At 60.5% G+C, this 21,634-nt stretch carries 21 protein-coding genes; 11 read left to right on the top strand and 10 right to left on the bottom strand.

Annotation, left to right across the window (positions count from 1 at the left end):
* Positions 1–105: 105 nt before the first annotated feature.
* Together ompR and HU767_RS13840 are read left to right on the top strand one after the other, a co-directional pair.
* A complete protein-coding gene (gene ompR, locus HU767_RS13845; RefSeq protein ID WP_003196691.1) occupies positions 106–846 on the top strand; it encodes a two-component system response regulator OmpR in 741 nt (246 codons plus the stop codon).
* A gap of 114 nt (positions 847–960) precedes the next feature.
* On the top strand, positions 961–2,274 hold the full coding sequence (locus HU767_RS13840) for an ATP-binding protein (protein WP_186707303.1): 1,314 nt from the start codon (positions 961–963) through the stop codon (positions 2,272–2,274).
* Between the two features lie 89 nt (positions 2,275–2,363).
* On the opposite strand, the gene rimK is transcribed toward HU767_RS13840, so the two are convergent.
* Positions 2,364–3,269, bottom strand: a complete 906-nt coding sequence (gene rimK, locus HU767_RS13835) for a 30S ribosomal protein S6--L-glutamate ligase (protein ID WP_053117324.1) — start codon at positions 3,267–3,269, stop codon at positions 2,364–2,366.
* Positions 3,266–3,730 carry an ATP-dependent zinc protease gene (locus tag HU767_RS13830; RefSeq protein ID WP_186707337.1) on the bottom strand — a complete coding sequence of 155 codons (465 nt, stop codon included), beginning with the start codon at positions 3,728–3,730 and terminating at the stop codon, positions 3,266–3,268. Before HU767_RS13830 ends, rimK begins: the two co-directional genes overlap by 4 nt.
* A 254-nt stretch (positions 3,731–3,984) precedes the next feature.
* On the opposite strand from HU767_RS13830, the gene HU767_RS13825 reads away from it, so the two are divergent.
* The 3 genes from HU767_RS13825 to HU767_RS13815 all read left to right on the top strand — a co-directional run bounded on the left by HU767_RS13825 (position 3,985) and on the right by HU767_RS13815 (position 7,259).
* Positions 3,985–4,389, top strand: coding sequence for a S4 domain-containing protein (locus HU767_RS13825; RefSeq protein WP_060739670.1), 405 nt, complete (start codon positions 3,985–3,987; stop codon positions 4,387–4,389).
* Positions 4,390–4,633: 244 nt separating this feature from the next.
* A complete protein-coding gene (gene hslO, locus HU767_RS13820) occupies positions 4,634–5,536 on the top strand; it encodes an Hsp33 family molecular chaperone HslO (RefSeq protein WP_186707302.1) in 903 nt (300 codons plus the stop codon).
* 178 nt (positions 5,537–5,714) lie between these two features.
* On the top strand, positions 5,715–7,259 hold the full coding sequence (locus HU767_RS13815) for a phosphoenolpyruvate carboxykinase (protein WP_186707301.1): 1,545 nt from the start codon (positions 5,715–5,717) through the stop codon (positions 7,257–7,259).
* Between the two features lie 54 nt (positions 7,260–7,313).
* On the opposite strand, the gene HU767_RS13810 is transcribed toward HU767_RS13815, so the two are convergent.
* The 3 genes from HU767_RS13810 to HU767_RS13800 form a co-directional block, all read right to left on the bottom strand.
* Positions 7,314–8,585: a HipA domain-containing protein gene (locus tag HU767_RS13810; RefSeq protein ID WP_186707336.1), complete on the bottom strand. Its 1,272-nt coding sequence runs from the start codon at positions 8,583–8,585 to the stop codon at positions 7,314–7,316.
* Complete coding sequence (locus HU767_RS13805) at positions 8,585–9,076, bottom strand: helix-turn-helix transcriptional regulator (RefSeq protein WP_186707300.1); 492 nt, start codon at positions 9,074–9,076, stop codon at positions 8,585–8,587. The genes HU767_RS13810 and HU767_RS13805 overlap by 1 nt, the downstream gene beginning before the upstream one ends.
* A gap of 199 nt (positions 9,077–9,275) precedes the next feature.
* The gene (locus HU767_RS13800) at positions 9,276–9,629 is read right to left on the bottom strand and encodes a DUF1493 family protein (RefSeq protein ID WP_186707299.1); all 354 of its coding nucleotides are present in this window, start codon (positions 9,627–9,629) and stop codon (positions 9,276–9,278) included.
* A gap of 191 nt (positions 9,630–9,820) precedes the next feature.
* On the opposite strand from HU767_RS13800, the gene HU767_RS13795 reads away from it, so the two are divergent.
* The 5 genes from HU767_RS13795 (at position 9,821) to HU767_RS13775 (ending at position 15,164) form a co-directional block, all read left to right on the top strand.
* A complete protein-coding gene (locus tag HU767_RS13795) occupies positions 9,821–11,032 on the top strand; it encodes a colicin E3/pyocin S6 family cytotoxin (protein WP_186729762.1) in 1,212 nt (403 codons plus the stop codon).
* Positions 11,029–11,256 carry a hypothetical protein gene (locus HU767_RS13790; RefSeq protein WP_003196709.1) on the top strand — a complete coding sequence of 76 codons (228 nt, stop codon included), beginning with the start codon at positions 11,029–11,031 and terminating at the stop codon, positions 11,254–11,256. The genes HU767_RS13795 and HU767_RS13790 overlap by 4 nt, the downstream gene beginning before the upstream one ends.
* A 181-nt stretch (positions 11,257–11,437) precedes the next feature.
* Positions 11,438–13,366 (top strand): ATP-dependent DNA helicase RecQ, encoded by a 1,929-nt coding sequence (locus HU767_RS13785; protein WP_186729761.1) that lies wholly within the window; start codon positions 11,438–11,440, stop codon positions 13,364–13,366.
* Between the two features lie 109 nt (positions 13,367–13,475).
* Positions 13,476–14,702: a 3-hydroxyacyl-CoA dehydrogenase gene (locus tag HU767_RS13780; protein ID WP_186707295.1), complete on the top strand. Its 1,227-nt coding sequence runs from the start codon at positions 13,476–13,478 to the stop codon at positions 14,700–14,702.
* Positions 14,703–14,744: 42 nt separating this feature from the next.
* On the top strand, positions 14,745–15,164 hold the full coding sequence (locus tag HU767_RS13775; RefSeq protein ID WP_186729760.1) for a thioesterase family protein: 420 nt from the start codon (positions 14,745–14,747) through the stop codon (positions 15,162–15,164).
* A gap of 84 nt (positions 15,165–15,248) precedes the next feature.
* Here the strand turns inward: HU767_RS13775 and HU767_RS13770 are convergent, their stop codons facing one another.
* From HU767_RS13770 to HU767_RS13755, 4 genes are all read right to left on the bottom strand, one after another.
* On the bottom strand, positions 15,249–15,734 hold the full coding sequence (locus HU767_RS13770) for a glycine zipper domain-containing protein (RefSeq protein WP_053181061.1): 486 nt from the start codon (positions 15,732–15,734) through the stop codon (positions 15,249–15,251).
* Positions 15,735–16,078: 344 nt separating this feature from the next.
* Entirely contained in the window at positions 16,079–18,427 is a 2,349-nt protein-coding gene (locus HU767_RS13765) for an FdhF/YdeP family oxidoreductase (protein ID WP_186707293.1), read from the bottom strand.
* Positions 18,424–19,263, bottom strand: a complete 840-nt coding sequence (gene fdhD, locus HU767_RS13760; protein ID WP_186729759.1) for a formate dehydrogenase accessory sulfurtransferase FdhD — start codon at positions 19,261–19,263, stop codon at positions 18,424–18,426. The genes HU767_RS13765 and fdhD overlap by 4 nt, the downstream gene beginning before the upstream one ends.
* A 93-nt stretch (positions 19,264–19,356) precedes the next feature.
* Entirely contained in the window at positions 19,357–20,244 is an 888-nt protein-coding gene (locus HU767_RS13755) for a LysR family transcriptional regulator (protein WP_186707291.1), read from the bottom strand.
* Positions 20,245–20,377: 133 nt separating this feature from the next.
* Between HU767_RS13755 and lysM the strand changes: the two genes are divergently transcribed.
* Positions 20,378–20,818 (top strand): peptidoglycan-binding protein LysM, encoded by a 441-nt coding sequence (gene lysM / locus HU767_RS13750; protein WP_186707290.1) that lies wholly within the window; start codon positions 20,378–20,380, stop codon positions 20,816–20,818.
* A 106-nt stretch (positions 20,819–20,924) separates the two neighbouring features.
* On the opposite strand, the gene yrfG is transcribed toward lysM, so the two are convergent.
* On the bottom strand, positions 20,925–21,587 hold the full coding sequence (gene yrfG / locus HU767_RS13745) for a GMP/IMP nucleotidase (protein WP_186707289.1): 663 nt from the start codon (positions 21,585–21,587) through the stop codon (positions 20,925–20,927).
* Positions 21,588–21,634 lie beyond the last annotated feature (47 nt).

Below are 21,634 nucleotides of genomic sequence, written 5' to 3'. Positions count from 1 at the left end.
TGATGGGCGGTTTGCTGGAGATAGAGGAAAAATCTGCTAACAATGCACACGGTGCGTATAACGGCAGCTAAGCCATAATGCGCGCCAAGATCAAAGGAGCTTCCTATGAGCAGCACTGCACAAACTGCTGAAGGCGAAAAAATTCTGATTGTTGACGACGATCCAGGGCTGAGCAGCCTGCTGGAGCGTTTTTTCGTCAGCAAGGGCTACCGCGCCCGCACCGTTCCGAACACCGAGCAAATGGACCGGTTGCTGGCCCGTGAAGTGTTCAACCTGGTCGTACTCGACCTGATGCTACCCGGCGAAGACGGCCTGACTGCCTGCCGCCGCCTGCGCGGCGCCAACAACCAGATCCCGATCATCATGCTCACCGCCAAGGGCGACGAGCTGAGCCGTATCAAGGGCCTTGAACTGGGCGCCGACGATTACCTGGCCAAGCCGTTCAACCCCGACGAGCTGATGGCCCGCGTCAAGGCGGTGCTGCGTCGCCAGTCGGCACCGGTGCCGGGTGCGCCGGGCAGCGAAGACGAAAGCGTGACCTTCGGCGACTATGAACTGTCCCTGGCCACCCGCGAGCTCAAGCGCGGCGATGAGGTCCACATGCTCACCACCGGTGAGTTCGCCGTGCTCAAGGCCCTGGTGATGAACGCCCGCCAGCCGCTGACCCGCGACAAACTGATGAACCTGGCCCGTGGCCGTGAGTGGGATGCGCTGGAGCGCTCCATCGACGTACAGATTTCCCGCCTGCGCCGGATGATCGAGCCCGATCCTTCCAAGCCGCGGTACATCCAGACCGTCTGGGGCGTCGGTTATGTGTTCGTGCCGGATGGCGCCGCCAGCAAGTGATCGGCGATTTGTAGGAGCGGGTGGCCTGGCCGGTTGAAATGTCTTCTTCCAGGCGACTCGCGGTCTGTCATTGTGCGAGCATCGCTCGCTCCTGCAAGTGTGTAGCGGTTATTCATGAAAACCCCCGTGTGGTTCCCCCAGAGTTTCTTCTCCCGCACCCTCTGGCTGGTGCTGATCGTCGTGCTCTTCTCCAAGGCACTGACGTTGGTGTACCTGCTGATGAACGAAGACGTGCTCGTGGATCGGCAGTACAGCCATGGTGTTGCTCTGACCCTGCGGGCTTATTGGGCGGCGGACGAAACCAACCGGGCGAAAATCGCCGAGGCGGCGACGCTGATCCGCGTCGTCGGTGCCGGCGTGCCGGTGGGCGAGCAGCACTGGCCGTACAGCGAGATTTATCAACGCCAGATGCAGGCCGAACTGGGCGCCGACACCGAGGTGCGATTGCGCATGCATTCGCCGCCGGCGCTTTGGGTGCGAGCCCCGAGCCTGGGGGATGGCTGGCTGAAGGTGCCGCTGTATCCGCATCCGCTGCGCGGTCAGAAAATCTGGAACGTGCTCGGCTGGTTCCTGGCTATCGGCCTGCTGTCGACCGCGTCGGCGTGGATCTTCGTCAGCCAGCTCAACCAACCGTTGAAGCGCCTGGTCTACGCCGCTCGGCAACTGGGCCAGGGGCGCAGCGTGCGGCTGCCCATCAGCGATACGCCCAGCGAGATGACTGAGGTCTACCGTGCCTTCAACCAGATGGCCGAGGATGTGGAACAGGCCGGGCGCGAGCGCGAATTGATGCTTGCGGGCGTCTCCCACGACCTGCGTACGCCGCTGACCCGGCTGCGGCTGTCGTTGGAGTTGATGGGTGAGCACACCGACCTGACCGACGAGATGGTCCGCGATATTGAGGATATGGACGCGATTCTCGACCAGTTCCTGGCGTTCATTCGCGACGGACGTGATGAGTCCGTGGAAGAGGTGGACCTCAGCGAGTTGGTGCGGGAAGTGGTCGCGCCCTATAACCAGAACGACGAGAAAGTGCAGTTGCGCCTGGAACCGATCCAGCCGTTTCCATTACGCCGGGTGTCGATGAAGCGTTTGCTGAACAACCTGATCGGCAATGCCCTGAACCATGCCGGTGCTGGCGTCGAAGTCGCGGCCTATGTCTCCGGCGACACCAGCGCGCCCTACGTGGTGCTGAGCGTCATGGACCGTGGCGCCGGCATCGATCCCTCGGAGCTGGAAGCCATCTTCAACCCCTTCACCCGGGGCGATCGCGCCCGTGGGGGGAAGGGCACGGGGCTGGGCCTGGCCATCGTCAAGCGCATCGCCTCGATGCACGGCGGCAACGTCGAGCTGCGCAACCGCGCCGGTGGTGGATTGGAAGCTCGGGTGCGGTTGCCGTTGGGCTTGATGCTGCCTCGGGATGCGGTGTAGCGATCTCTCTCAAGCAAGACAGAGAAGCTGTGGGAGCGAGTCCTGTGGGGCTCCCACAAAAGCTAGCTCCCACAGGGATTTGTGTTGAATTAACCCTTGCCCTTGGTCCGGGTCATGTTCGGCCCGCCATTCTTTTCCAGGTGCTCGATGATGATTCCCGCCACGTTCTTGTTCGTGGTGGTCTCGATGCCTTCCAGGCCCGGCGAGGAATTGACCTCCATCACCAGCGGCCCATGATTGGAGCGCAGGATATCCACGCCGGCCACGGCCAGGCCCATGACCTTTGCGGCCCGCAGGGCGGTCATGCGCTCTTCCGGCGTGATCTTGATCAGGCTGGCGCTGCCGCCGCGATGCAGGTTGGAGCGGAACTCACCGGGCTTGGCCTGGCGTTTCATCGAGGCAATCACTTTGTCGCCGACCACGAAGCAGCGAATGTCTGCGCCCCCGGCTTCCTTGATGTATTCCTGGACCATGATGTTCTGCTTCAGGCCCATGAACGCTTCGATCACCGACTCCGCCGCCGTCGCGGTCTCACACAGGACCACGCCGATGCCCTGGGTGCCTTCCAACACCTTGATCACCAGCGGTGCGCCGTTGACCATCGCAATCAGGTCGGGAATATCGTCGGGGGAGTGGGCAAAACCGGTGACCGGCAGGCCGATCCCACGCCGTGACAGCAGCTGCAACGAGCGCAATTTGTCCCGGGAACGGGCGATGGCTACCGACTCGTTGAGGGGAAACACCCCCATCATTTCGAACTGGCGCAACACCGCGCAGCCATAGAACGTCACGGATGCGCCGATCCGCGGGATCACCGCGTCGAACCCTTCCAGCGGTTTGCCACGGTAATGGATCTGCGGCTTGTGGCTGGCGATGTTCATGTAGGCGCGCAGGGTATCGATCACCACCATTTCATGGCCACGTTCGGTCCCTGCTTCGACCAGGCGACGGGTGGAATACAGACGCGGATTACGCGACAGCACAGCGATCTTCATGCAACACCTGTGGCAGAGGTAGTGGACACCGGGAATGCCGGCTTGTCTTGAACGTATTTGCTACCCGGATTGACCACCAGTTGGCCGTCGATCAAGGCTTTGGAACCCAGTAACAGGCGATATCGCATGGATTTGCGGCAGGCCAGGGTGAACTCGACCCGCCAGATCCGGTCGCCCAGCGCCAACGTGGTGCTGATCACGTAGCGGACCTGAGCGTGGCCGTTGGAACTCTTGATGGTCTTGCGCGCCACCAGCGGGGCTTCGCAGCGGCGATGGCGCAACTGCACCACCGTGCCGAGGTGCGCGGTGAAGCGTACCCACTTTTCGCCATCGCGCTCGAAGGGTTCGATGTCAGTGGCATGCAGGCTGGAGGTGCTGGCCCCGGTGTCGATTTTTGCCCGCAGGCCGGCGACTCCCAGATCCGGGAGCGCCACCCACTCGCGCAGACCGACAACGGTCAAATGGTCAAAAATCTTCAATAAAAAAACCTGCGATCAGTGCATCGGATCGTGGACTCCGCGAATCGCGGTATTCACGCAGAATAATCACAAAATGGCGACAGTTATCTACGCACTTGTTTGTGCTTGTAACCGATTCCGACCCCAGCGATGCGTACGGCGTCGGTTTGACGGGCATTCTATCCGTCGGGCCGGATTCGTGCGCCCGACAAAAACGGTAGTACAGTTCCGGCTATTGGCAGAAAAGAGGAATGGCAGTGGCACAAAAAAAGGAAGAGGACGACAAGGTCCGTCTCGATAAATGGTTATGGGCGGCGCGATTCTACAAGACGCGGGCCCTGGCCAAGACCGCCATCGAAAGCGGCAAGGTCCATCACCGGGGAGAACGTTGCAAGCCGGGCAAGGAGCCACGTATCGGCGACGAGTTTGTCATCCGCACCGGGTTCGATGAAAAGACCGTGGTGGTCGAGGCCCTGTCGATCGTGCGGCGCGGCGCGCCTGAAGCACAGGCGCTGTATCGTGAAACCGAAGCCAGCATCGCCAAGCGCGAAGCCGCCGCCGCGCAACGCAAGGCCGGCGCCCTGGGGGTCAGCACCGACGGCAAACCGAGCAAGAAGCAGCGCCGGGACCTGTTCAAGTTTCATGGCAGCAACAACGAATAAAACGCCGGTCATGTCACCCGTGGCGAGGGAGCTTGCTCCCGCTGGGCTGCGCAGCGGCCCCGAAATCTTGCGGTCGCTGCGCAACCGAGCGGGAGCAAGCTCCCTCGCCACAATGTGTCAGCCTACACATTCAGATGGGCGTCAGTCCCTTCCCGTCAGGCAAACCCAAGCCTTGCTTGGAACCCACCCTGAATGCCCCTAAAATGCCTGCCATCATTTGTCATCACTTCAGATACCAGACCCTATGACTGATTTACCGGATACCGACTACACCCAGCGTTTCATCTTCGATGACAGCGACGCCCGTGGCGAGCTGGTGGCGTTGGAGCGTAGCTACGCCGAAGTCCTCGCCAAGCACCCCTATCCGGAGCCGGTCGCACAAATGCTCGGCGAGCTGATGGCGGCCGCAGCGTTGCTGGTGGGCACCTTGAAGTTCGATGGCTTGCTGATTCTCCAGGCGCGCTCCGAAGGTCCGGTCCCGCTGCTGATGATCGAATGCTCCAGCGAGCGTGAGATCCGTGGCCTGGCCCGGTATGACGCCGAACAGATCGCGCCCGACGCCACCCTGGCCGACATGATGCCCAACGGCGTGCTGGCCCTGACGGTCGATCCGACCCAAGGCCAGCGTTACCAGGGCATCGTCGATCTGGACGGGGCGACCCTGGCTGAATGCTTCACCAACTACTTCGTCATGTCCCAGCAGACCAATACCCGCTTCTGGCTCTACGCCGACGGGCGGCGCGCGCGTGGTTTGCTGCTGCAACAGCTGCCTGCCGATCGCCTGCGTGACCCGGAAGAACGTGATGCCAGCTGGCAGCACATTACCGCTCTGGCCAGCACCTTGAGCGCCGATGAGCTACTGGGCCTGGACAACGAAACGGTGCTGCATCGCCTCTACCACGAAGAGCAGGTGCGCTTGTTCGACGGCCAGCCGTTGCGCTTCCAATGCAGTTGCTCTCGTGAACGTTCCGGCAATGCGCTGGTCAGTCTGGGTCTGGAAGATGCGCAGCAACTGGTGATCGAGCATGGCGGCGCCATCGAAGTCGACTGCCAGTTCTGCAACGAACGCTACCTGTTCGACGCGGCGGACATCGCTCAATTGTTCGCCGGTGCGGGTGTCGACACACCGTCAGATACTCGACACTAAAACGGTTCAGCGCAGGTAAATCTCCTGGCAAACGCCGGATTTACGCCGTACTGACGGGAGGGCCCTACTCTTTTTGGGGTTTTCTGGCATAATCCGGCCCACTTTTTTCGGGTAGTAGTGCGCGACTTCCTACTACAAAACGTTTGGAGCACTCGGCCACGGGCCGACGGGGAATCTCATGACGCAAGCCAATAACGCCGTGTACACCGATCTGAGTGTCGATGATCTGGTCAAAGAAGCCCTGAATCGCGGTGAAGGCGAGCTTGCCGATACTGGCGCGCTGGTTGTCCGTACCGGTCATCGTACCGGTCGCTCGCCAGTCGACCGTTTCATTGTGGAAGAGCCAACCACCCAGGACGCCATCGCCTGGGGCCCGATCAACCGCAAGTTCCCGGCCGACAAGTTCGATGCCCTGTGGAGCCGCGTTGAAGCCTACCTGGGCGAGCGCGAGCGTTTTGTATCCCATGTGCATGTAGGCTCCGATCCTGCGCACTACCTGCCGGTCAAGATGACCACCGAGACGGCGTGGCACAACCTGTTCGGCCGTTGCCTGTTCATCAACCCCGAGCAGTACAACGCCGGCGGCAAGGACGAATGGCAGATCCTCAACGCGCCGAATTTCGTTTGCGAGCCTGAGCGCGACGGCACCAACTCCGACGGCACCGTGATCATCAACTTCGCGGCCAAGAAAGTGCTGATCGCCGGCATGCGCTACGCCGGTGAGATGAAAAAAGCCCTGTTCTCCGTGCAGAACTTCCTGCTGCCGGCTGTTGACGTGCTGCCGATGCACTGCGCCGCGAACATGGGCGAAGAGGGCGATGTGACCCTGTTCTTCGGCTTGTCGGGCACCGGCAAGACCACCCTGTCCGCCGATGAAAGCCGTTACCTGATCGGTGACGACGAGCACGGCTGGGGCGTGGGCGTGGTCTTCAACATCGAAGGCGGTTGCTATGCCAAGTGCATCGACCTGTCCGAGAAGAACGAGCCGGTCATCTGGAAAGCCATCCAGCACGGTGCCGTACTGGAAAACGTCGTTCTGGACCCAGTCACCAAGAAAGCCGACTACGCCGACGACAGCCTGACCCAGAACAGCCGCGCCGCCTACCCGCGTGAGCTGATCGAAAAACGCGCACCGAAAAACCTCGGTGGCGAGCCAAACGCTGTAATCTTCCTGACCTGCGACCTGACCGGCGTTTTGCCGCCGGTGTCGATCCTCAGCGAAGAACAAGCCGCCTACCACTTCCTGTCCGGCTACACCGCACTGGTGGGCTCGACCGAAATGGGTTCGGGCAGCGGCATCAAGTCGACCTTCTCCACCTGCTTCGGCGCCCCGTTCTTCCCGCGTCCAGCCGGTGAATACGCTGAGCTGCTGATCAAGCGCATCCGCGGTTTCGGCTCCAAGGTCTACCTGGTCAACACCGGTTGGACCGGTGGTGGCTACGGCGTCGGCAAGCGCTTCAACATCCCGACCACTCGTGCTGTGATCGCAGCGATCCAGAGCGGCGCGCTGATCGGTGCTGAAACCGAACACTTGGACATCATTAACCTGGACGTGCCGCTGGCAGTTCCAGGCGTCGAGACTGGCCTGTTGAACCCACGCAACACCTGGGCCGACAAAGCCGCCTACGACGAAGCCGCCAAGGCGTTGGCCGGTCTGTTCATCGAGAACTTCAAGAAGTTCGACGTGAGCGACGCGATCAAGGCGGCAGGTCCACAGCTGTAAGGCTTGGTTGGTGAATAAAAAACCGCCCTTTTTGGGCGGTTTTTTTATGGGAGGCTATTTGTGTGAAAGCTGAAATGCGGACGCCATATTGTCCTGATCTCGCCTCGATAGCCCCAAAGCACTAGCCAGTACGGGCCATTGGCTGATCACCTCTTGGAATTGCGCAATGATCTCCTGAGCATCGATCTGACTGACCCGAAAGTACTCAGCCACCTCAAGGGCGAGTTCAAGATCCAGGGCATTGTCCGCATCGGTGATGTTGAGTTTCAGCCCATCGGCGTGTGGTACCGGGTTCATGTCGTAGGCAGCGGACAAGCGCCATCCTCGGCCTGGTTCGAGGATAAAACCGTGATTGCGCAGATGGTCGTCGGTATTGGAGACCAGAATGTTGAACACAATCCGAGACCATAGCTCACGCAGGTCTGCCTTCGCTTGTGAGCCATGTTTCATCAATACTTCCGCCAGCTCCAGATAACTGGCGCCTGTCGAGGCATCATCACCGTCCACCCTGTCGGTCATGGTCATGGCTGAGGAAAAGTGCAGTCGGCCACCTCGTTCTGTACGGTCGAATCGTTTGACCATGAAGCAGTGGTGATCACTTCCGTAGCGTCGAGCAGTGCCGGTGGCGACCCGTAGACCACAATGATTGGCCAGCGCGTTCACCACCATCTCCCAACCGCCGACGTCATAGTCATCGCGAATGCTTGGAAACTTGGCGATCCATAGGTGTCCGTGCTCATCTGCGACGCTGGCCTTGGGCCTGGCTCCACCGAGTGATCCTCCTGGGGCGATCAGCATTTTCAGCCATTCGCGGCCATTGAGGGCTGTGTTATCTGGATCGTTTTCCAGTGCTCGGCTTGCTTGCTCCAAGGCGCGTAGTTCAACAAAAGGAGGGGCTGCGACACCGTCGCGGTCATCGAGAAAGTTGCCTTCGTCATTGAGTTTGTATCGGAGCGCCCCGACTCGATAGCGATCATGCACCCCTAAAAGGTAGTCGGACTCGTACAGCTTGCTGTCCTTGGGAAGCAATCCGTCCCGAATGTCTCGCTCCAGTCGCCGCTTCATCAGCAGTTGTCCCCAACGGTCAGGGCTCGAATCGGCGAACACGCCAAAGCGAGTCTGGTACTGGCCTGGAAACTGACGGCCTTCAAAGGGCCCTATGCGAGGGTCCAGAGCCGTGGCGTTCAACTCCGGATCGGACAGCGCGGCGGCGTCGTACTCAAATTCGAATACGTTGGTGGAGCGAGCTTTTCTCGCATGCAGGAAACCAAGGCGTCTCGGACCCTCTAACGACTCCCAGTCGGCATACACAGCTATCAACGTCATCATTCACCCGTCGAAGGTTTGGTTTTCTTCTTCGTTAACAAATTGGAGAGAGAGTGGGTGTTGAACGCAAAGTCCGCAGGAGCATCAGGAGTTGGACTGTTGCTCTCGATCACGTCCGTATCCTTGCCGTGAGCTGCAGGAGATATTTTCAAGGGGCGAGGCCTGCGAACGCGCAAACCTTTACCAACCGCTGTACCTGCTGAAGGAAGCAGTTGAGCATCTTGCAGTTGCCTGCCAATTTCATCGGCTGCCACTAGGTTGTCCAAATCTCTTTCCAAGCCCAGCACCTGCATCACTGACAAATAAGCGCCAATGGTCACGCCTGCCCCGCCTGACTCCAGGGATCTCAAGGTTGTGAGGGACATCCCCGCTCTCTCTGCGACCTGCTGGGCTGTCAGCCTGCGGCGCAGCCGGGCAAGCTTGAGCCGCTCACCGAAGGCGGACAGCAGCTTGGATGTGGTGGGCAAGAGAGGCGCTGTTTTTTTTGCCATATGTCAATATTCCCTCATTTTTAAGCTTTAATTGACAGAATATTAGCACTTAGCTTCGAGGCCCATCGCGCTGCCTCAAAAAATCCAGAGACTGTGCATTTTTGGAGCATGATGCTTATAAAAATTTATATTAACTAGCATTATTCCGGCATAAATTAGCTAATTTAGAGAGAATAATGGCAGTTATTCTTTCGAGCAGCTAGGCCTCTTCCACTTCCCGCGTATCCCATCGCTGTGCCTTGATCGCCTTGTAAAGCATGCCGATGGTCAATGGCAGCTTGTTCCCCCGGCCCTTGGCCCTGCGCTTTTGAAACACATCGAACCCTTCAGGCTGGAAATAGCGGTAGGCGTCGTAATCGATGAACTCGATGGCGAACCGTTCCTCCACGGCTTCCATCAGATGCCGGGCGTCCGCGCCGTCACAACCCAAGTCGAGATTGATCGCGGTGTCCAGGCGAATAGTCTTGCGTTCGGGCAGGCCGATTTCTTCGTGGAGCAGCTCCATGAGCTGGCGCATGGTGTGATCGTCGGGGAAGTCTGGGGCGAGCTGCATGGCGAGGTTTCCGGGGTGTTGGCGTGTGTTCGTCTGGAGGGAAAGTTTAGGGGGAATCGCTGGCCATTGGAAAAAGAAGAAAGATCTCACAGTGGTCTCGGAACCGTCTGCTGAGTATTTCCCTGGCCGCTCGGTAAGGTTCGCCACGCCCTTTTAATGGGGGGCCACGGCGACCGAGCAGGGATGAAAAGATGACGAAAGGAAAGGCCGGCGTTCCGCAGGTCTGGGAGCATTACGGTGCCGATCGGGGCTACAGGATCCTGCGGGACATGACCCCCAGCGAACTGGCAAAAAGAGAGGCCGATCAACAGGCCTATGAGGCCATGCTCGCCAGGCAGACGGCGTACATGAGCGAGCGTCTGACCCAGGTCCGCAAAGCATCACCTTCCGACGTGAAGGGCTGTGTATTTGCAAAGTCCTGCAAGCTGCCTGACTCGGTGATCGACTATCACAACCCGAGCGGCTACATCCCAACTGAAGCCCTGAGGGAGTACGGCCAATTTACCTTGTTGGGCGGGCGTCAAGCTGACGAGTCAGGGCGCATTCAGCTTAAGAACATCAGCGGGTCGTTGCCGGCAAGCTTCGGCACGTTTGCCTTGGGTAGGACGATGCCGGTTTCCCTTGGCGTGGCGGCGGGGGCTGCTGGCGCGGTCACTGCGCCTGTAGCGGCGGGTGTACTGATCGGCCTGGTGGGGCTGCTGATGCCCACGAGCCTGGGTGACGGTTCGTTGTACACCGAAGAGCAACTGCGCTCCATGGAGCAGGCACGTACGCGGGTGCGGTTGCACGTCGAGACCCAGGCCGATGGCACGCTCAAGGGATACGGCTACAACACCCAGGCGCGACGCGACTGGGAAATGATCCCGGTGGTGACGTTCCAGACTCGCGGTGAGCAGCAAGTAGCGGACTTTGGCGATGGGGTCGAGTTGATCTGGACGCCTGCGGTCGATCCCTCCGCGACGCTGGGCATCCCGGCGCTGGAGGCCGCCCCCCAGGCTCCGCACATCTGGATTTTTCCGCCGACACCTGCGGCGGACAGCATCATCGTCAACCCGATCTATCCGCCGGAGTACAAGGATTTCATTCTTGTGTTTCCGGCGGATTCTGGGGTTTCGCCGTTGTATATCGTGCTCAGCATTTCTGATCACAAATATCACCCGACCCCGAAAGGTGTAATTCCTGCTTTTCCTGATCTTGTTCGCGGTCGGTCAAAAACTCCCGTACAAGGAGGTGGAGGATTACGTCCACGTTGGCACGACCGGAAAGGCAATATTTATGAATGGGACCGGCAGCATGGCGCCCTTGAAAAGTACAACCCGCGTGGAAACCATTTAGGTGAGTTCAATCACATCACGGGCGAACAGACCAAAAAAGCGGATAAGACAAGGAAGGTAGAGCCATGAGTTTTGGGGTGTTGGGTTTTTATCCTGGCAAGGATGAGCTGGTATTTGAGCAGAGCATCAGCTTGTCGGTGGAGGACTTGAAGCCCGTGATGCAATGGGCAGGTAGCAATGATCATATTGGTGCGGACTTCAGGCTTTCAGCAAAGCAAGTGCTTGAAATCGAGCGGTTGGCATCGTTGGTTCTTCCTCAAGGACTGGATCTTTATTTAACGTCTTATGACTGAACACCAAGCTCAAACTGTCAGCTATCAAACGTCTCCGCGCTTGCGTTGACTCCCGAGTCGATCAGCGTCACGGCCATTCAGGCTGTATCATCCCGTATCGATTCGACCCCGACCTTTTCTCGACTCGCCGCGTTGCCGCGCTAGGCTTTGGGCATCGCAGCAGTCAAAGGAGCGACCGCGCATGCACAGCACCCTGGAACAGGTTTTCGGTTATCCACAGTTTCGTCCCGGTCAGGAGGCGGCCATCGGCGCCGTGCTGGCCGGTCGGTCGGCGGCGGCCATTTTTCCCACCGGCTCGGGCAAGTCCCTGTGTTATCAATTGTCGGCCCTGCTCTTGCCGCACCTGACGCTGGTGGTCTCACCGTTGCTGGCGTTGATGCAGGACCAGTTGGCGTTCCTCCAGCGCCACGGCATCGCGGCGGCCAGCATCGATTCGGCCCAGAGCCGTGACGAAGCCAACGACACCATGGCGCGGGCCCGTTCAGGTGAGTTGAAGATCCTGATGGTTTCCGTGGAGCGCCTGAAGAACGAGCGCTTTCGCAATTTCCTGCAGCAGGTGCCGATCTCGTTGCTGGTGGTGGACGAGGCCCACTGCATTTCGGAATGGGGGCATAACTTCCGACCTGATTACCTCAAGCTTCCCGATTACCAGCACCAGTTCAATATTCCCCAGGTATTGCTGCTGACGGCCACCGCGACACCCAAGGTCATCGCCGATATGCAGGCGAAATTCGCCATCGCTGCCGTCGATGTGGTGACGACCGGTTTCTACCGACCGAACCTCAATCTGCTGGTCGAGCCCGTGCGCGGTGCCGACAAGCGCGCGCGACTGGTGCAGTGGTTGGGCGAGCGTGCCGGGCAGCCGAGCATCGTCTACGTCACCTTGCAGCGAACCGCCGAGCAGATCGCTGAGCACTTGGGGCGGCACGGTATCCAGGCCGAGGCCTATCACGCTGGTTTGCCTCATGAACAGCGCGAAACCATCCAGCGGCGATTCATGGGCGGCCAATCCAATTGCATCGTCGCGACCATCGCCTTTGGCATGGGCATCGACAAGAGTGATATCCGCAACGTCGTGCATTTCGACTTGCCCAAGTCCATCGAAAACTACAGCCAGGAGATCGGCCGCGCCGGACGGGACGGGAAGCCCTCCGATTGCCTGGTGCTGGCCAACCGCGACAGCCTCAACGTGCTGGAAAACTTCGTGTATGGCGATACGCCGGAGCTTACCGGCATTCGTTGCGTGCTCGATGAATTGAAGGCCGCGGCAGCCGACGGGCAGTGGGAATTCTTGTTGGGACCGCTGGCGGACCAGAGCAACATCCGGCAACTGCCGCTCAAGACGCTGCTGGTCCAGTTGGAATTGCGCCGGCTGATCGCGCCGCGTTATGCCTATTTCGCGGAGTATCGCTTCAAGTTCCTGACCGAGCCGCACGAGCTGCTGGAGCGCTTCGAAGGCGAGCGACGGGACTTCGTCGCGGCCATCATCCAAACCTCCAGTCGCGCCCGGAGTTGGGCCACGGTGGATTTTGACGGGATGTACCAGCAGTATCGCGCCGAGCGTAATCGGGTGGTGAAGGCGCTGGATTATTTCCAGGAAAAGGGCTGGATCGAGCTGGAAAGCAAACAGATGACCGAGGTGTACAGCGTGCTGGAAGCGGATCTGGATGCGCAGCTCTTGAGCGCCGAGCTACACGCCTACTTCACTCGGCACGAACACGGTGAGATCGCGCGGATCCACGCCATGCTCCAATTGTTTGCCACTGACCGTTGTCTGGGGCATCGCTTGGCGGAGTACTTCGGCGACGACAATGCGCCCCGCCAGTGCGGTCATTGTTCGGTGTGCCATGGGCATGTTGCTCGCCTGCCGGAGCCGCCCGTGTTGCCGGCGCTTGTGGATAAAAATTTCGAGGCGCTGTGTGGCGATTTTATCCACACGCATGAGCAGCACAGCGGCAGCGTGCCGTCTGCCGAGCGCCTCACCCGGTTCCTGTGCGGAATCAGCGTGCCGCTGTTCACCCGTTTGAAGGCACGGAAGATCCATGGGTATGCCGCATTGGAAACCTATCCATACGCTGAAGTTCGCCAATGGGCCCAAGCGCACCTGTGAGCTGCATCCATCCGCTGAATGCCCCTCATCACACGAATAAACTTCAAAAACATTCGTTGGCTGACTAAGGTGAAGGCTGTCTTCGGATCGCCAAAACAAGAGAGCAGACATGAGCCAGACACCCTTCGATATTCAGCGCGCCGCGGTGGTCGGTGCAGGCACCATGGGTCGGGGCATCGTGATGTGCCTGGCCAATGCCGGCGTGGCGGTGCAATGGGTCGACAACAATCCGCAAATGCTCGAGCAAGCGTTGGCCGCCGTAGCCGAGACCTACGCCCATGGCGTGCGCCAGGGCCGTATCGACCAGGGTGAGGCGGATGCGCGGATCGCCCGGGTGACGCGGGCACAGGATTACGCGGCGATCCGCGACGTGGACCTGGTGATCGAGGCGGTCTACGAAAACCTGGAGCTCAAGCAGACTATCTTTCGCGAGCTGGACGGCCTGTTGAAGCCCGAGGCGATCCTGGCGAGCAATACGTCGGCACTGGACATCGATGCCATCGCCGCTGTCACTCGCAGGCCAGCCCAGGTCCTGGGCCTGCATTTCTTCAGCCCGGCGCACATCATGAAGCTGCTGGAAATCGTCCGCGGTGCGCAAACCTCCAAAGTGGTGCTGGACGCGGCCTTGGTGCTGGGCAAGCGCATGGGCAAGGTCAGCGTGATATCGGGCAACTGCCATGGTTTCATTGGCAACCGGATGCTCCACCCGTATGTGCTGGAAGCGCGCAAGATGCTGCTGGAGGGGGCGTTCCCCCATCAGGTGGATGCGGCGTTGCAAGGCTTCGGCTTCGCCATGGGGCCGTTCCGCATGTACGACGTGGTCGGCATCGACCTGGAATGGCGTGCCCGTGAGCTGGCGGGTAAAGGCCAGGACGCGCCTGAGGTGCAGGTGGACAACCGTTTGTGTGAACTGGGGCGGTTCGGCCAGAAAAGCGGCAATGGGTACTATCACTACGAGCCGGGCAGCCGACAGGCCGAGCATGACGTCGAGGTCGATGCGCTGGTGCTGCGGGTCAGCGAAGCGCTGGGGTTCCAGCGCCGCGAGGTCGGCCCGGAGGAAATCCTTGAGCGCTGCTTGCTGGCGCTGGTCAACGAGGGGGCGAAGATCCTGCAGGAAGGCATTGCCGAGTCGGCCCACGACATCGACCTGGTCTATCTCAATGGCTACGGCTTTCCCGCGGACAAGGGCGGGCCGATGGCCTGGGCCGACGGGCAGGGGCTGGAAGCTATCCACGAGCGCCTGCTGGAGCTCGAAACGAAGCAGGGCGACCAGTGGCAGCCCGCGCGCCTTATCGGCGAACTGGCGGCGCAGGGCAAGGGGTTCGCGAGCCGATAGGCCGTCATCCTGAAATCATTGAACAACCATGAAGAGCACTTGATGCCCCAACGTAGCGAATACCCTCACTTGCAAGCCATCACCACGCGTTGGCACGACAACGATGTGTACGGTCACGTCAACAACGTCACCTACTACAGCTTCTTCGATACCGCCGTGAATACCTACCTGATCGAGGTCGGTGGCCTGGATATCCATGACGGAGAGGTGGTGGGGTTCGTGGTGAGTTCGGCCTGCGACTACTTTACCTCGATCGCCTTTCCTGACCGGATTGAAATCGGCCTGCGGGTCGGCAAGTTGGGCAGCAGTTCGGTGCAGTACGAGCTGGCGGTGTTCAAGGCCGGCGAGGAAGAGGCCTGCGCGGCGGGGCGTTTTGTCCACGTGTTCGTGGATCGGGCTTCGAATCGACCGGTGGCGATTCCGGATCGGCTGCGTGGGGCGATGGAGCGTTTGGTGGTCTGAAACGAAAATCGCAGCCTTCGGTCAGGCTCTGTGAAGAGCTGCCAAAGGCTGCGATCTTTTACCGGCGGGTATCAAAGCCAGCGATCAATCGTCGTAATAACGATGTTTATGCTTGTGCTTGCGATGTCCATAGGCATGGCCGCGACCCGGATGGCCGTCACGGTAGTAGCGGCGGTCGCCACGGCGGCCGTCATAACGGCGGTCATCGTCATCGTCCTTGCCCATGTAGTTACCCAGGGCGCCACCGGCGCCACCGCCCGCTGCCGCACCGATCAGGCTGCCGGTGCTGCCACCGACGCTACGGCCGACCACGTTACCGCCGGCCGCGCCCAGCGCGCCGCCGATTGCCGCTTCGCCGCGGCTGTGTCTGTCTGCACCGACTGCACTACCGCCTGCACCGCCCAGCGCCGCGCCGATAGTGGAACCGGTATTGCCGCCCAGGGACTGGCCGACGACCGAACCCAAAACCCCGCCTAATGCGCCGCCCACACCTGCTTCGGCAGTACCACCGGCGGAAGCGATGCCACTGGCCAGGCTAAGGGACAACAAGAGAATGGAGGAGAACTTCATAGAGGAGCCTCAAAGGGATGACGGCGCGATCCTGAGGCTGGCTTCGCTTGCTTACAATCGAAATCCGACGAGTAGCACGACTTGTGCACAATTCTCTAAGTTATTGTTTTTCGGTGGGAACTTAACGTGAATTGGCCGGTCTTTAGCTACTTGAGACAGGCCGTTTTCCATGGGGAACGGCCTTTTTTGTGCCCGTTCGAAAAATAGGATTGTGAGAGCAAGGCTGTGTGGGAGCAAAGCTTGCTCGCCACACAGGCGACTCTACTTCTGAAAGACCGCAGCGCATCCATCGCGGGCGAGCCTTGCTCCCACACAACCCAATCTCCTCGCCATGGAACTGTGTATCAAGCCGACTTGGCCAGGATCAGTCCGTTCTCACTCGCCGCTTCCAGGCGGATCGCGACGAATTTCGACGTCGGCGTATGGCTGCCATCACCGGTGCTTTCCAGCGGTACCAGCGGGTTCACTTCAGGGTAGTAGGCCGCAGCCTGCCCGGCCGGAATGTCGAACGCCAGCAAGGTAAACCCCTTGACCCGACGCTCGCGACCGTCTTCCCAGAGCGAGACGATGTCAGCTTTCTGCCCCGGCTTGAAGCCCAGGCGAATGATGTCCGCTTCGTTGACGAACAACACGTCGCGCTGGCCCTTTACACCGCGATAGCGGTCGTCGAGGCCGTAAATAGTGGTGTTGTACTGATCGTGGGAACGCATGGACTGCATGATCAGGTCGGGCAACTGGCCGGTGGCACGGGTGCGCTCATGCACGAGGTCGGTCGGCAACCGGTTCGGCTTGAAGTTGGCGCGGCCCGACGGGGTGTTCCAGCGTCGCGAGCCGGCGCTGTTGCCCAGGTAGAATCCGCCGGGGTTCTTCAGCTTTTCGTTGAAGTCCTTGAAGCCGGGGACGGTCTCGGCGATCAGGTCGCGAATGCGGCTGTAGTCGGCCACCAGCCAGTTCCAATCCACCGGGCGGCTACCCAGCGTGGCGGCGGCGATGCCGGCGACGATCCACGGTTCCGAGCGCATCTGGTTCGACAGCGGCTGCAACTGACCCATGGAGGCATGCACCATGCTGAAGGAGTCCTCCACGGTCACCGCTTGCGCGCCTTCGGTCTGCAGATCGATGTCGGTGCGGCCCAGGCACGGCAGGATCAGCGCGTCCTTGCCGTGGGCCAGGTGGCTGCGGTTGAGCTTGGTGCTGATCTGCACCGTCAGATCGCAATTGGCCAGGGCCTGGAACGTGCGATGGCTGTCCGGCGTGGCTTGGGCGAAGTTGCCGCCCAGGGCGATGAACACTTTCGCTTGGCCGTCGGCCATGGCGTGGATCGCCTCGACCACGTTGTGGCCGTTCTCACGCGGAACCTTGAACTGGAAGCGCCGCTCCAGCGTGTCGAGGAACGCCACTGGCGGACGTTCGTTGATGCCCATGGTCCGGTCGCCCTGCACGTTGCTGTGGCCGCGGACCGGGCACAGGCCTGCGCCTGGCCGGCCAATGTTGCCGCGCAGCATCATCACGTTGGCGATTTCCTGGATGGTCGCCACCGAGTGACGGTGCTGGGTGATGCCCATCGCCCAGCACATGATCACGTTCTTGCTTCTGGCGTACATGCGCGCCGCCTGTTCGATTTCGACCAGGGTCAGGCCCGATTGCTCGACGATCTGCGCCCATGGCGTATCGTCGACCGCCGCCAGGTAATCCAGCACGTTGGTGCTGTGTTCGTTGAGGAACGCGTGGTCGAACACGGCCGGCGCACCGCTGTCCTGCGCCTCCCGCTCCCATTGCAGCAGGAACTTCGCCATGCCGCGCAAGATCGCCATGTCACCACCCAGGGCCGGGCGGAAGTACGCGGTGTTGGTCGGCTTATTGCCGTTGGTGAGCATTTCGATCGGGCTCTGCGGATGCTGGAAGCGCTCCAGGCCACGCTCCTTGAGCGGGTTGATGCAGATCACTTGGGCGCCGCGCTTCACCGCCTCGCGCAGTGGTTCGAGCATTCGCGGATGATTGGTGCCAGGGTTCTGGCCCCACACGAAAATCGCGTCGGCGTGCTCGAAGTCGTCGAACGTCACCGTGCCCTTGCCCACGCCCACGCTCTGGGCCAGCGCTACGCCGCTGGCCTCGTGGCACATGTTCGAGCAGTCAGGGAAATTGTTGGTGCCATAGGCGCGTACGAACAGTTGATACAAATAGGCCGCTTCGTTGCTGGCCCGGCCCGAGGTGTAGAACTCGGCCTGGTTGGGGCTGGACAGCCCCTGCAGGTGCTTGCCAACCAGGGCGAACGCCGCTTCCCAACTGATGGGCTTGTAGCGGTCGGTTTCGGCGTCGTAGCGCATTGGCTCGGTCAGGCGACCTTGGTATTCGAGCCAGTAGTCGCTCTGTTCCAGCAGCGAGGTCACGCTGTGTCTGGCGAAAAATGCGGCATCGACACGGCGCTTGGTAGCCTCCCAGTTCACGGCCTTGGCGCCGTTCTCGCAGAACTTGACCATGCCGCTTTCCGGCGAGTCGCCCCAGGCACAGCCCGGGCAGTCAAAACCACCGTTCTGGTTGGTCTTGAGCATCATGCGGATGTTTTTCAGCGCGTTGTCGCTGGTCAACCAGGCCTGAGCGACACTGATCAGCGCACCCCAACCACCGGCTGGGCCCTTGTAGGGCTTGTAGCGTGGTACGGGTTTCTGGTCGGCTTGTTGATGATTGCTCACGCTTGTTTCTCCATCGCAGGGCTGTAGACCCGCGGCGCACTTTTTTGCGGCAGGTGGATGAGGTTGAGGTTGTGTTGACGGGCCCATTGCACGGCGAGGCCCGTGGGCGACGACAGGCTGACCAGGGTCTGGATGCCGGCGCGCAGTACTTTCTGGATCAGTTCGAGGCTGCAACGGCTGGTGACGATCGCCACGCCACCGGCCACCGGGATTTGTTGCCGGATCAGCGCGCCGATCAGTTTGTCGAGGGCGTTGTGCCGACCAATGTCTTCGCGGCCCAGGAGCAACTCACCCTGGGCATTCATGAACAAGGCTGCATGCACCGCGCCGCAATGTTGGCCCAAGGGCTGGAACTGACCGATATGGTCACGCAGGCCATCGAGCCATTGCGCGGCAGGCAAGGGCGCGCCGGGCAGCACCTTGAGGTTGGGCAAGGCCTGTTCCACCGCTTCCACACCGCACAACCCGCAGCCACTGGTGCCCGCTAACTGCCGGCGTTGCTGCTTGAGGTTCCAGAAGGCGCGGTTGGCGATGGTTACCTGGGCGTAGTGCGCGGCACCGGTGCCGCTCAGTTGCAGGTCGTAGATGTCCGATGAGTCTTCAATGATGCCGCTGCCGAGGCTGAAGCCGACGATGAAGTCTTCAAGGTCGGTGGGCGTGACCAGCATGACCGCCTGGCTAATGCCGTTATAGGCAATCGCCAGCGCCACTTCCTCGGCCAGCGCGGTGCTGTCCGATTGGGCGTGGTCCAGATTGCAGTAGCGATAGCTCTGGCTGGCGGCCGGCGCGGATGTTTCCATCGCAGGCGCTGGACTGACCGGAGGCTTGTCGTTCATAGGCATCACTGAAAGTAGGAATAGTGCTAAGACTAAATGCGGCAATCTGCCACGTCTAATCGCTATTACTGATCTTCCAATAGATGACGTCGATCAAGAAGTCGTCGCTGATTTCTGATAGAGGGCAAAACAGGCCTCGGCCAACGCCGAGCGGGGGGCACCGCGCCGCATGATCAGGCCCAGCGAAACCAACGTCTGGGCGTTTTCAATGGGCTGGATGCGCAAGTCTTCGGTCAGGACATTCAGGCCGCTGTCCAGGGGCATCACCGCGCAACACAAGCCCCCATGCACAGCTTGTAACAATTGATGCACCGCGTCGGTTTGCAACAGCGGTTGGGGCGTCAGACCCCGGCTGTGGAAATTGTGATCAATGGACTGGCGAAAATGCATGCCGCTGGTGAGCATGCCCAGCGGCAGTTCGATCAACGCTTCCCAGCTCAGCGGTTGTTCACCGAAAAAGAAATACCGCTGGTCGTAAAGCAAGCCCATGCGGGTGGGGCTGAAGGGCAGGGCCTCGAAGCGTTCATTGTCCAGCCGCTCCAAGTAGGAAATGCCCAGGTCGATGCGGTTGTTCGCCAACTGTTCGAGGATGCGTTCGGAACTCAGGGACGACAATTCGAAACGCAGGCTGGGGTGTTCGGTGTGCAAGCGCTGCATCATCGCCAGCGGGTCGAAGTCCGACAACGGCACCACGCCCAGGCGCAGCGTACCCACCAGGTTGCCGCGGCAGGCCGCTGCTTCGGCCTGCAGCCCGTCATAGGCCGCCAGCACCGTGCGTGCCCAGGCCAGCACCCGTTCCCCCGGCGCGGTAAAACCTTCAAAGCGTTGGCCGCGGTTGACCAATGGCAGGTCGAGTTCTTCTTCAAGGCTGCGCAGGCGCATCGACAACGTTGGCTGGGTGATATGGCAACGTGCGGCGGCTTGGCCGAAGTGACGGGTTTCGTCCAGCGCGATGAGAAATTTCAGCTGCTTGATGTCCATCTTCGCTCCAGGGCGCGGGAAGATTCGGATTCTAGCGCTTGCGCGTGGCGGGGTCATTGGTCGGCTGGGAACCGGGTTCGTCTCGCCTGGTCTAGTCTTTGCGTCTGGACACTTAAATCAAGGAGCGTGTGCCATGAGTATCTTTAGCTTTGTGAAGGAAGCCGGTGAAAAGCTGATCGACCTGCTGACCCCCGGTAACGCCAATGCCAGCGAACAACTGAAAGAGCACATTGCAAAGGTCGGCCTGGGTAATCCGAATGTACAGGCGACCATCGAGGGCGACAAAGTCATCGTCACAGGTGAAGTGGCGAGCCAGGAAGAGAAGGAAAAAATCCTGTTGGCGGTGGGTAATATCGCCGGTGTCGGTAGCGTAGACGACCAGATCACCGTGACTGGCCCAGTGGCACAAGCGGCGCGTTTCGTGACTGTGAAGAAGGGGGACACCCTCAGCGCCATCTCCAAGGCCGAGTACGGCGACGCGAACAAGTACAACAAGATCTTCGAGGCCAACAAGCCGATGCTGTCGCATCCGGACAAGATCTATCCGGGGCAGGTGCTGCGTATCCCTGAATAGCAGCCCCTTGTGGCGAGGGAGCTTGCTCCCGCTGGGCTGCGAAGCGGCCCCAATGCGTCTGCTGCGCAGCCGAGCGGGAGCAAGCTCCCTCGCCACACCGATCCTGTCAAAGCCCTTCGATCAACTCCCGATAATCCGTCACCGCCTCGAACTCCCCCGTATCCTTCGGCCCCTTGCGACTGTCCGGCTCGCTGACCGCCAGCAGGTGCGCCACGCCGAAATCCCGGGCGCTGCGCAACACCGGGAGGGTGTCGTCGATGAACAGGCTGCGGGCCGGGTCGAAGTTCAGGTCGGCTTGCAATGCGTCCCAGAACTGCGGGTTTTCCTTGGGGAAGCCGTAGTCGTGGGAGCTGATCAAACGCTCGAAGTAGGGAGCCAGTTCGATGCGTTCCAGCTTCAGCGACAACGAATCGCGGTGAGCGTTGGTGATCATCACCACGCGTTTGCCGGCGCGCTGAATCGCGGCCAGGAACGTATCGGCGTCCGGGCGCAAGGCGATCAGGTGGGCGGTTTCCAACTTCAGTTCGCGCACCGGCAGTTTCAGCTCGGCGCTCCAGAAATCCAGGCAATACCATTGCAACTGGCCGGCGTTGCGCTCGAACAATGGCTGCAGCTCCATCTCGGCCATCGCCCGGCTCACACCATGCAGGTCGGCGTAGCGCTGGGGCAGGTGTTCGAGCCAGAAGTGGTTGTCGTAATGCAGGTCCAGCAGGGTGCCGTCCATGTCCAGCAGAACCGTATCGATCTCATGCCAGGGCAGCAAGGCCATAAAACTTCTCCAGCGGTCATCGGATATCCGACACAAACAATCAGAAT

Origin of the sequence: Pseudomonas sp. SWRI179 (genome assembly GCF_014268705.1) — a bacterium.
GTDB lineage: Bacteria > Pseudomonadota > Gammaproteobacteria > Pseudomonadales > Pseudomonadaceae > Aquipseudomonas > Aquipseudomonas zanjanensis.
This window is presented reverse-complemented; position numbering and strand designations above follow the sequence as displayed.

Excerpts from the sequence above, each read along its gene's own strand:
- ompR (WP_003196691.1), top strand. The coding sequence starts at position 106 with ATGAGCAGCACTGCACAAACTGCTGAAGGCGAAAAAATTCTGATTGTT.
- HU767_RS13840 (WP_186707303.1), top strand. The coding sequence starts at position 961 with ATGAAAACCCCCGTGTGGTTCCCCCAGAGTTTCTTCTCCCGCACCCTC.
- rimK (WP_053117324.1), bottom strand. The coding sequence starts at position 3,269 with ATGAAGATCGCTGTGCTGTCGCGTAATCCGCGTCTGTATTCCACCCGT.
- hslO (WP_186707302.1), top strand. The coding sequence starts at position 4,634 with ATGACTGATTTACCGGATACCGACTACACCCAGCGTTTCATCTTCGAT.
- HU767_RS13815 (WP_186707301.1), top strand. The coding sequence starts at position 5,715 with ATGACGCAAGCCAATAACGCCGTGTACACCGATCTGAGTGTCGATGAT.
- HU767_RS13810 (WP_186707336.1), bottom strand. The coding sequence starts at position 8,585 with ATGACGTTGATAGCTGTGTATGCCGACTGGGAGTCGTTAGAGGGTCCG.
- HU767_RS13805 (WP_186707300.1), bottom strand. The coding sequence starts at position 9,076 with ATGGCAAAAAAAACAGCGCCTCTCTTGCCCACCACATCCAAGCTGCTG.
- HU767_RS13800 (WP_186707299.1), bottom strand. The coding sequence starts at position 9,629 with ATGCAGCTCGCCCCAGACTTCCCCGACGATCACACCATGCGCCAGCTC.
- HU767_RS13795 (WP_186729762.1), top strand. The coding sequence starts at position 9,821 with ATGACGAAAGGAAAGGCCGGCGTTCCGCAGGTCTGGGAGCATTACGGT.
- HU767_RS13790 (WP_003196709.1), top strand. The coding sequence starts at position 11,029 with ATGAGTTTTGGGGTGTTGGGTTTTTATCCTGGCAAGGATGAGCTGGTA.
- HU767_RS13785 (WP_186729761.1), top strand. The coding sequence starts at position 11,438 with ATGCACAGCACCCTGGAACAGGTTTTCGGTTATCCACAGTTTCGTCCC.
- HU767_RS13780 (WP_186707295.1), top strand. The coding sequence starts at position 13,476 with ATGAGCCAGACACCCTTCGATATTCAGCGCGCCGCGGTGGTCGGTGCA.
- HU767_RS13775 (WP_186729760.1), top strand. The coding sequence starts at position 14,745 with ATGCCCCAACGTAGCGAATACCCTCACTTGCAAGCCATCACCACGCGT.
- HU767_RS13770 (WP_053181061.1), bottom strand. The coding sequence starts at position 15,734 with ATGAAGTTCTCCTCCATTCTCTTGTTGTCCCTTAGCCTGGCCAGTGGC.
- fdhD (WP_186729759.1), bottom strand. The coding sequence starts at position 19,263 with ATGAACGACAAGCCTCCGGTCAGTCCAGCGCCTGCGATGGAAACATCC.
- HU767_RS13755 (WP_186707291.1), bottom strand. The coding sequence starts at position 20,244 with ATGGACATCAAGCAGCTGAAATTTCTCATCGCGCTGGACGAAACCCGT.
- lysM (WP_186707290.1), top strand. The coding sequence starts at position 20,378 with ATGAGTATCTTTAGCTTTGTGAAGGAAGCCGGTGAAAAGCTGATCGAC.
- yrfG (WP_186707289.1), bottom strand. The coding sequence starts at position 21,587 with ATGGCCTTGCTGCCCTGGCATGAGATCGATACGGTTCTGCTGGACATG.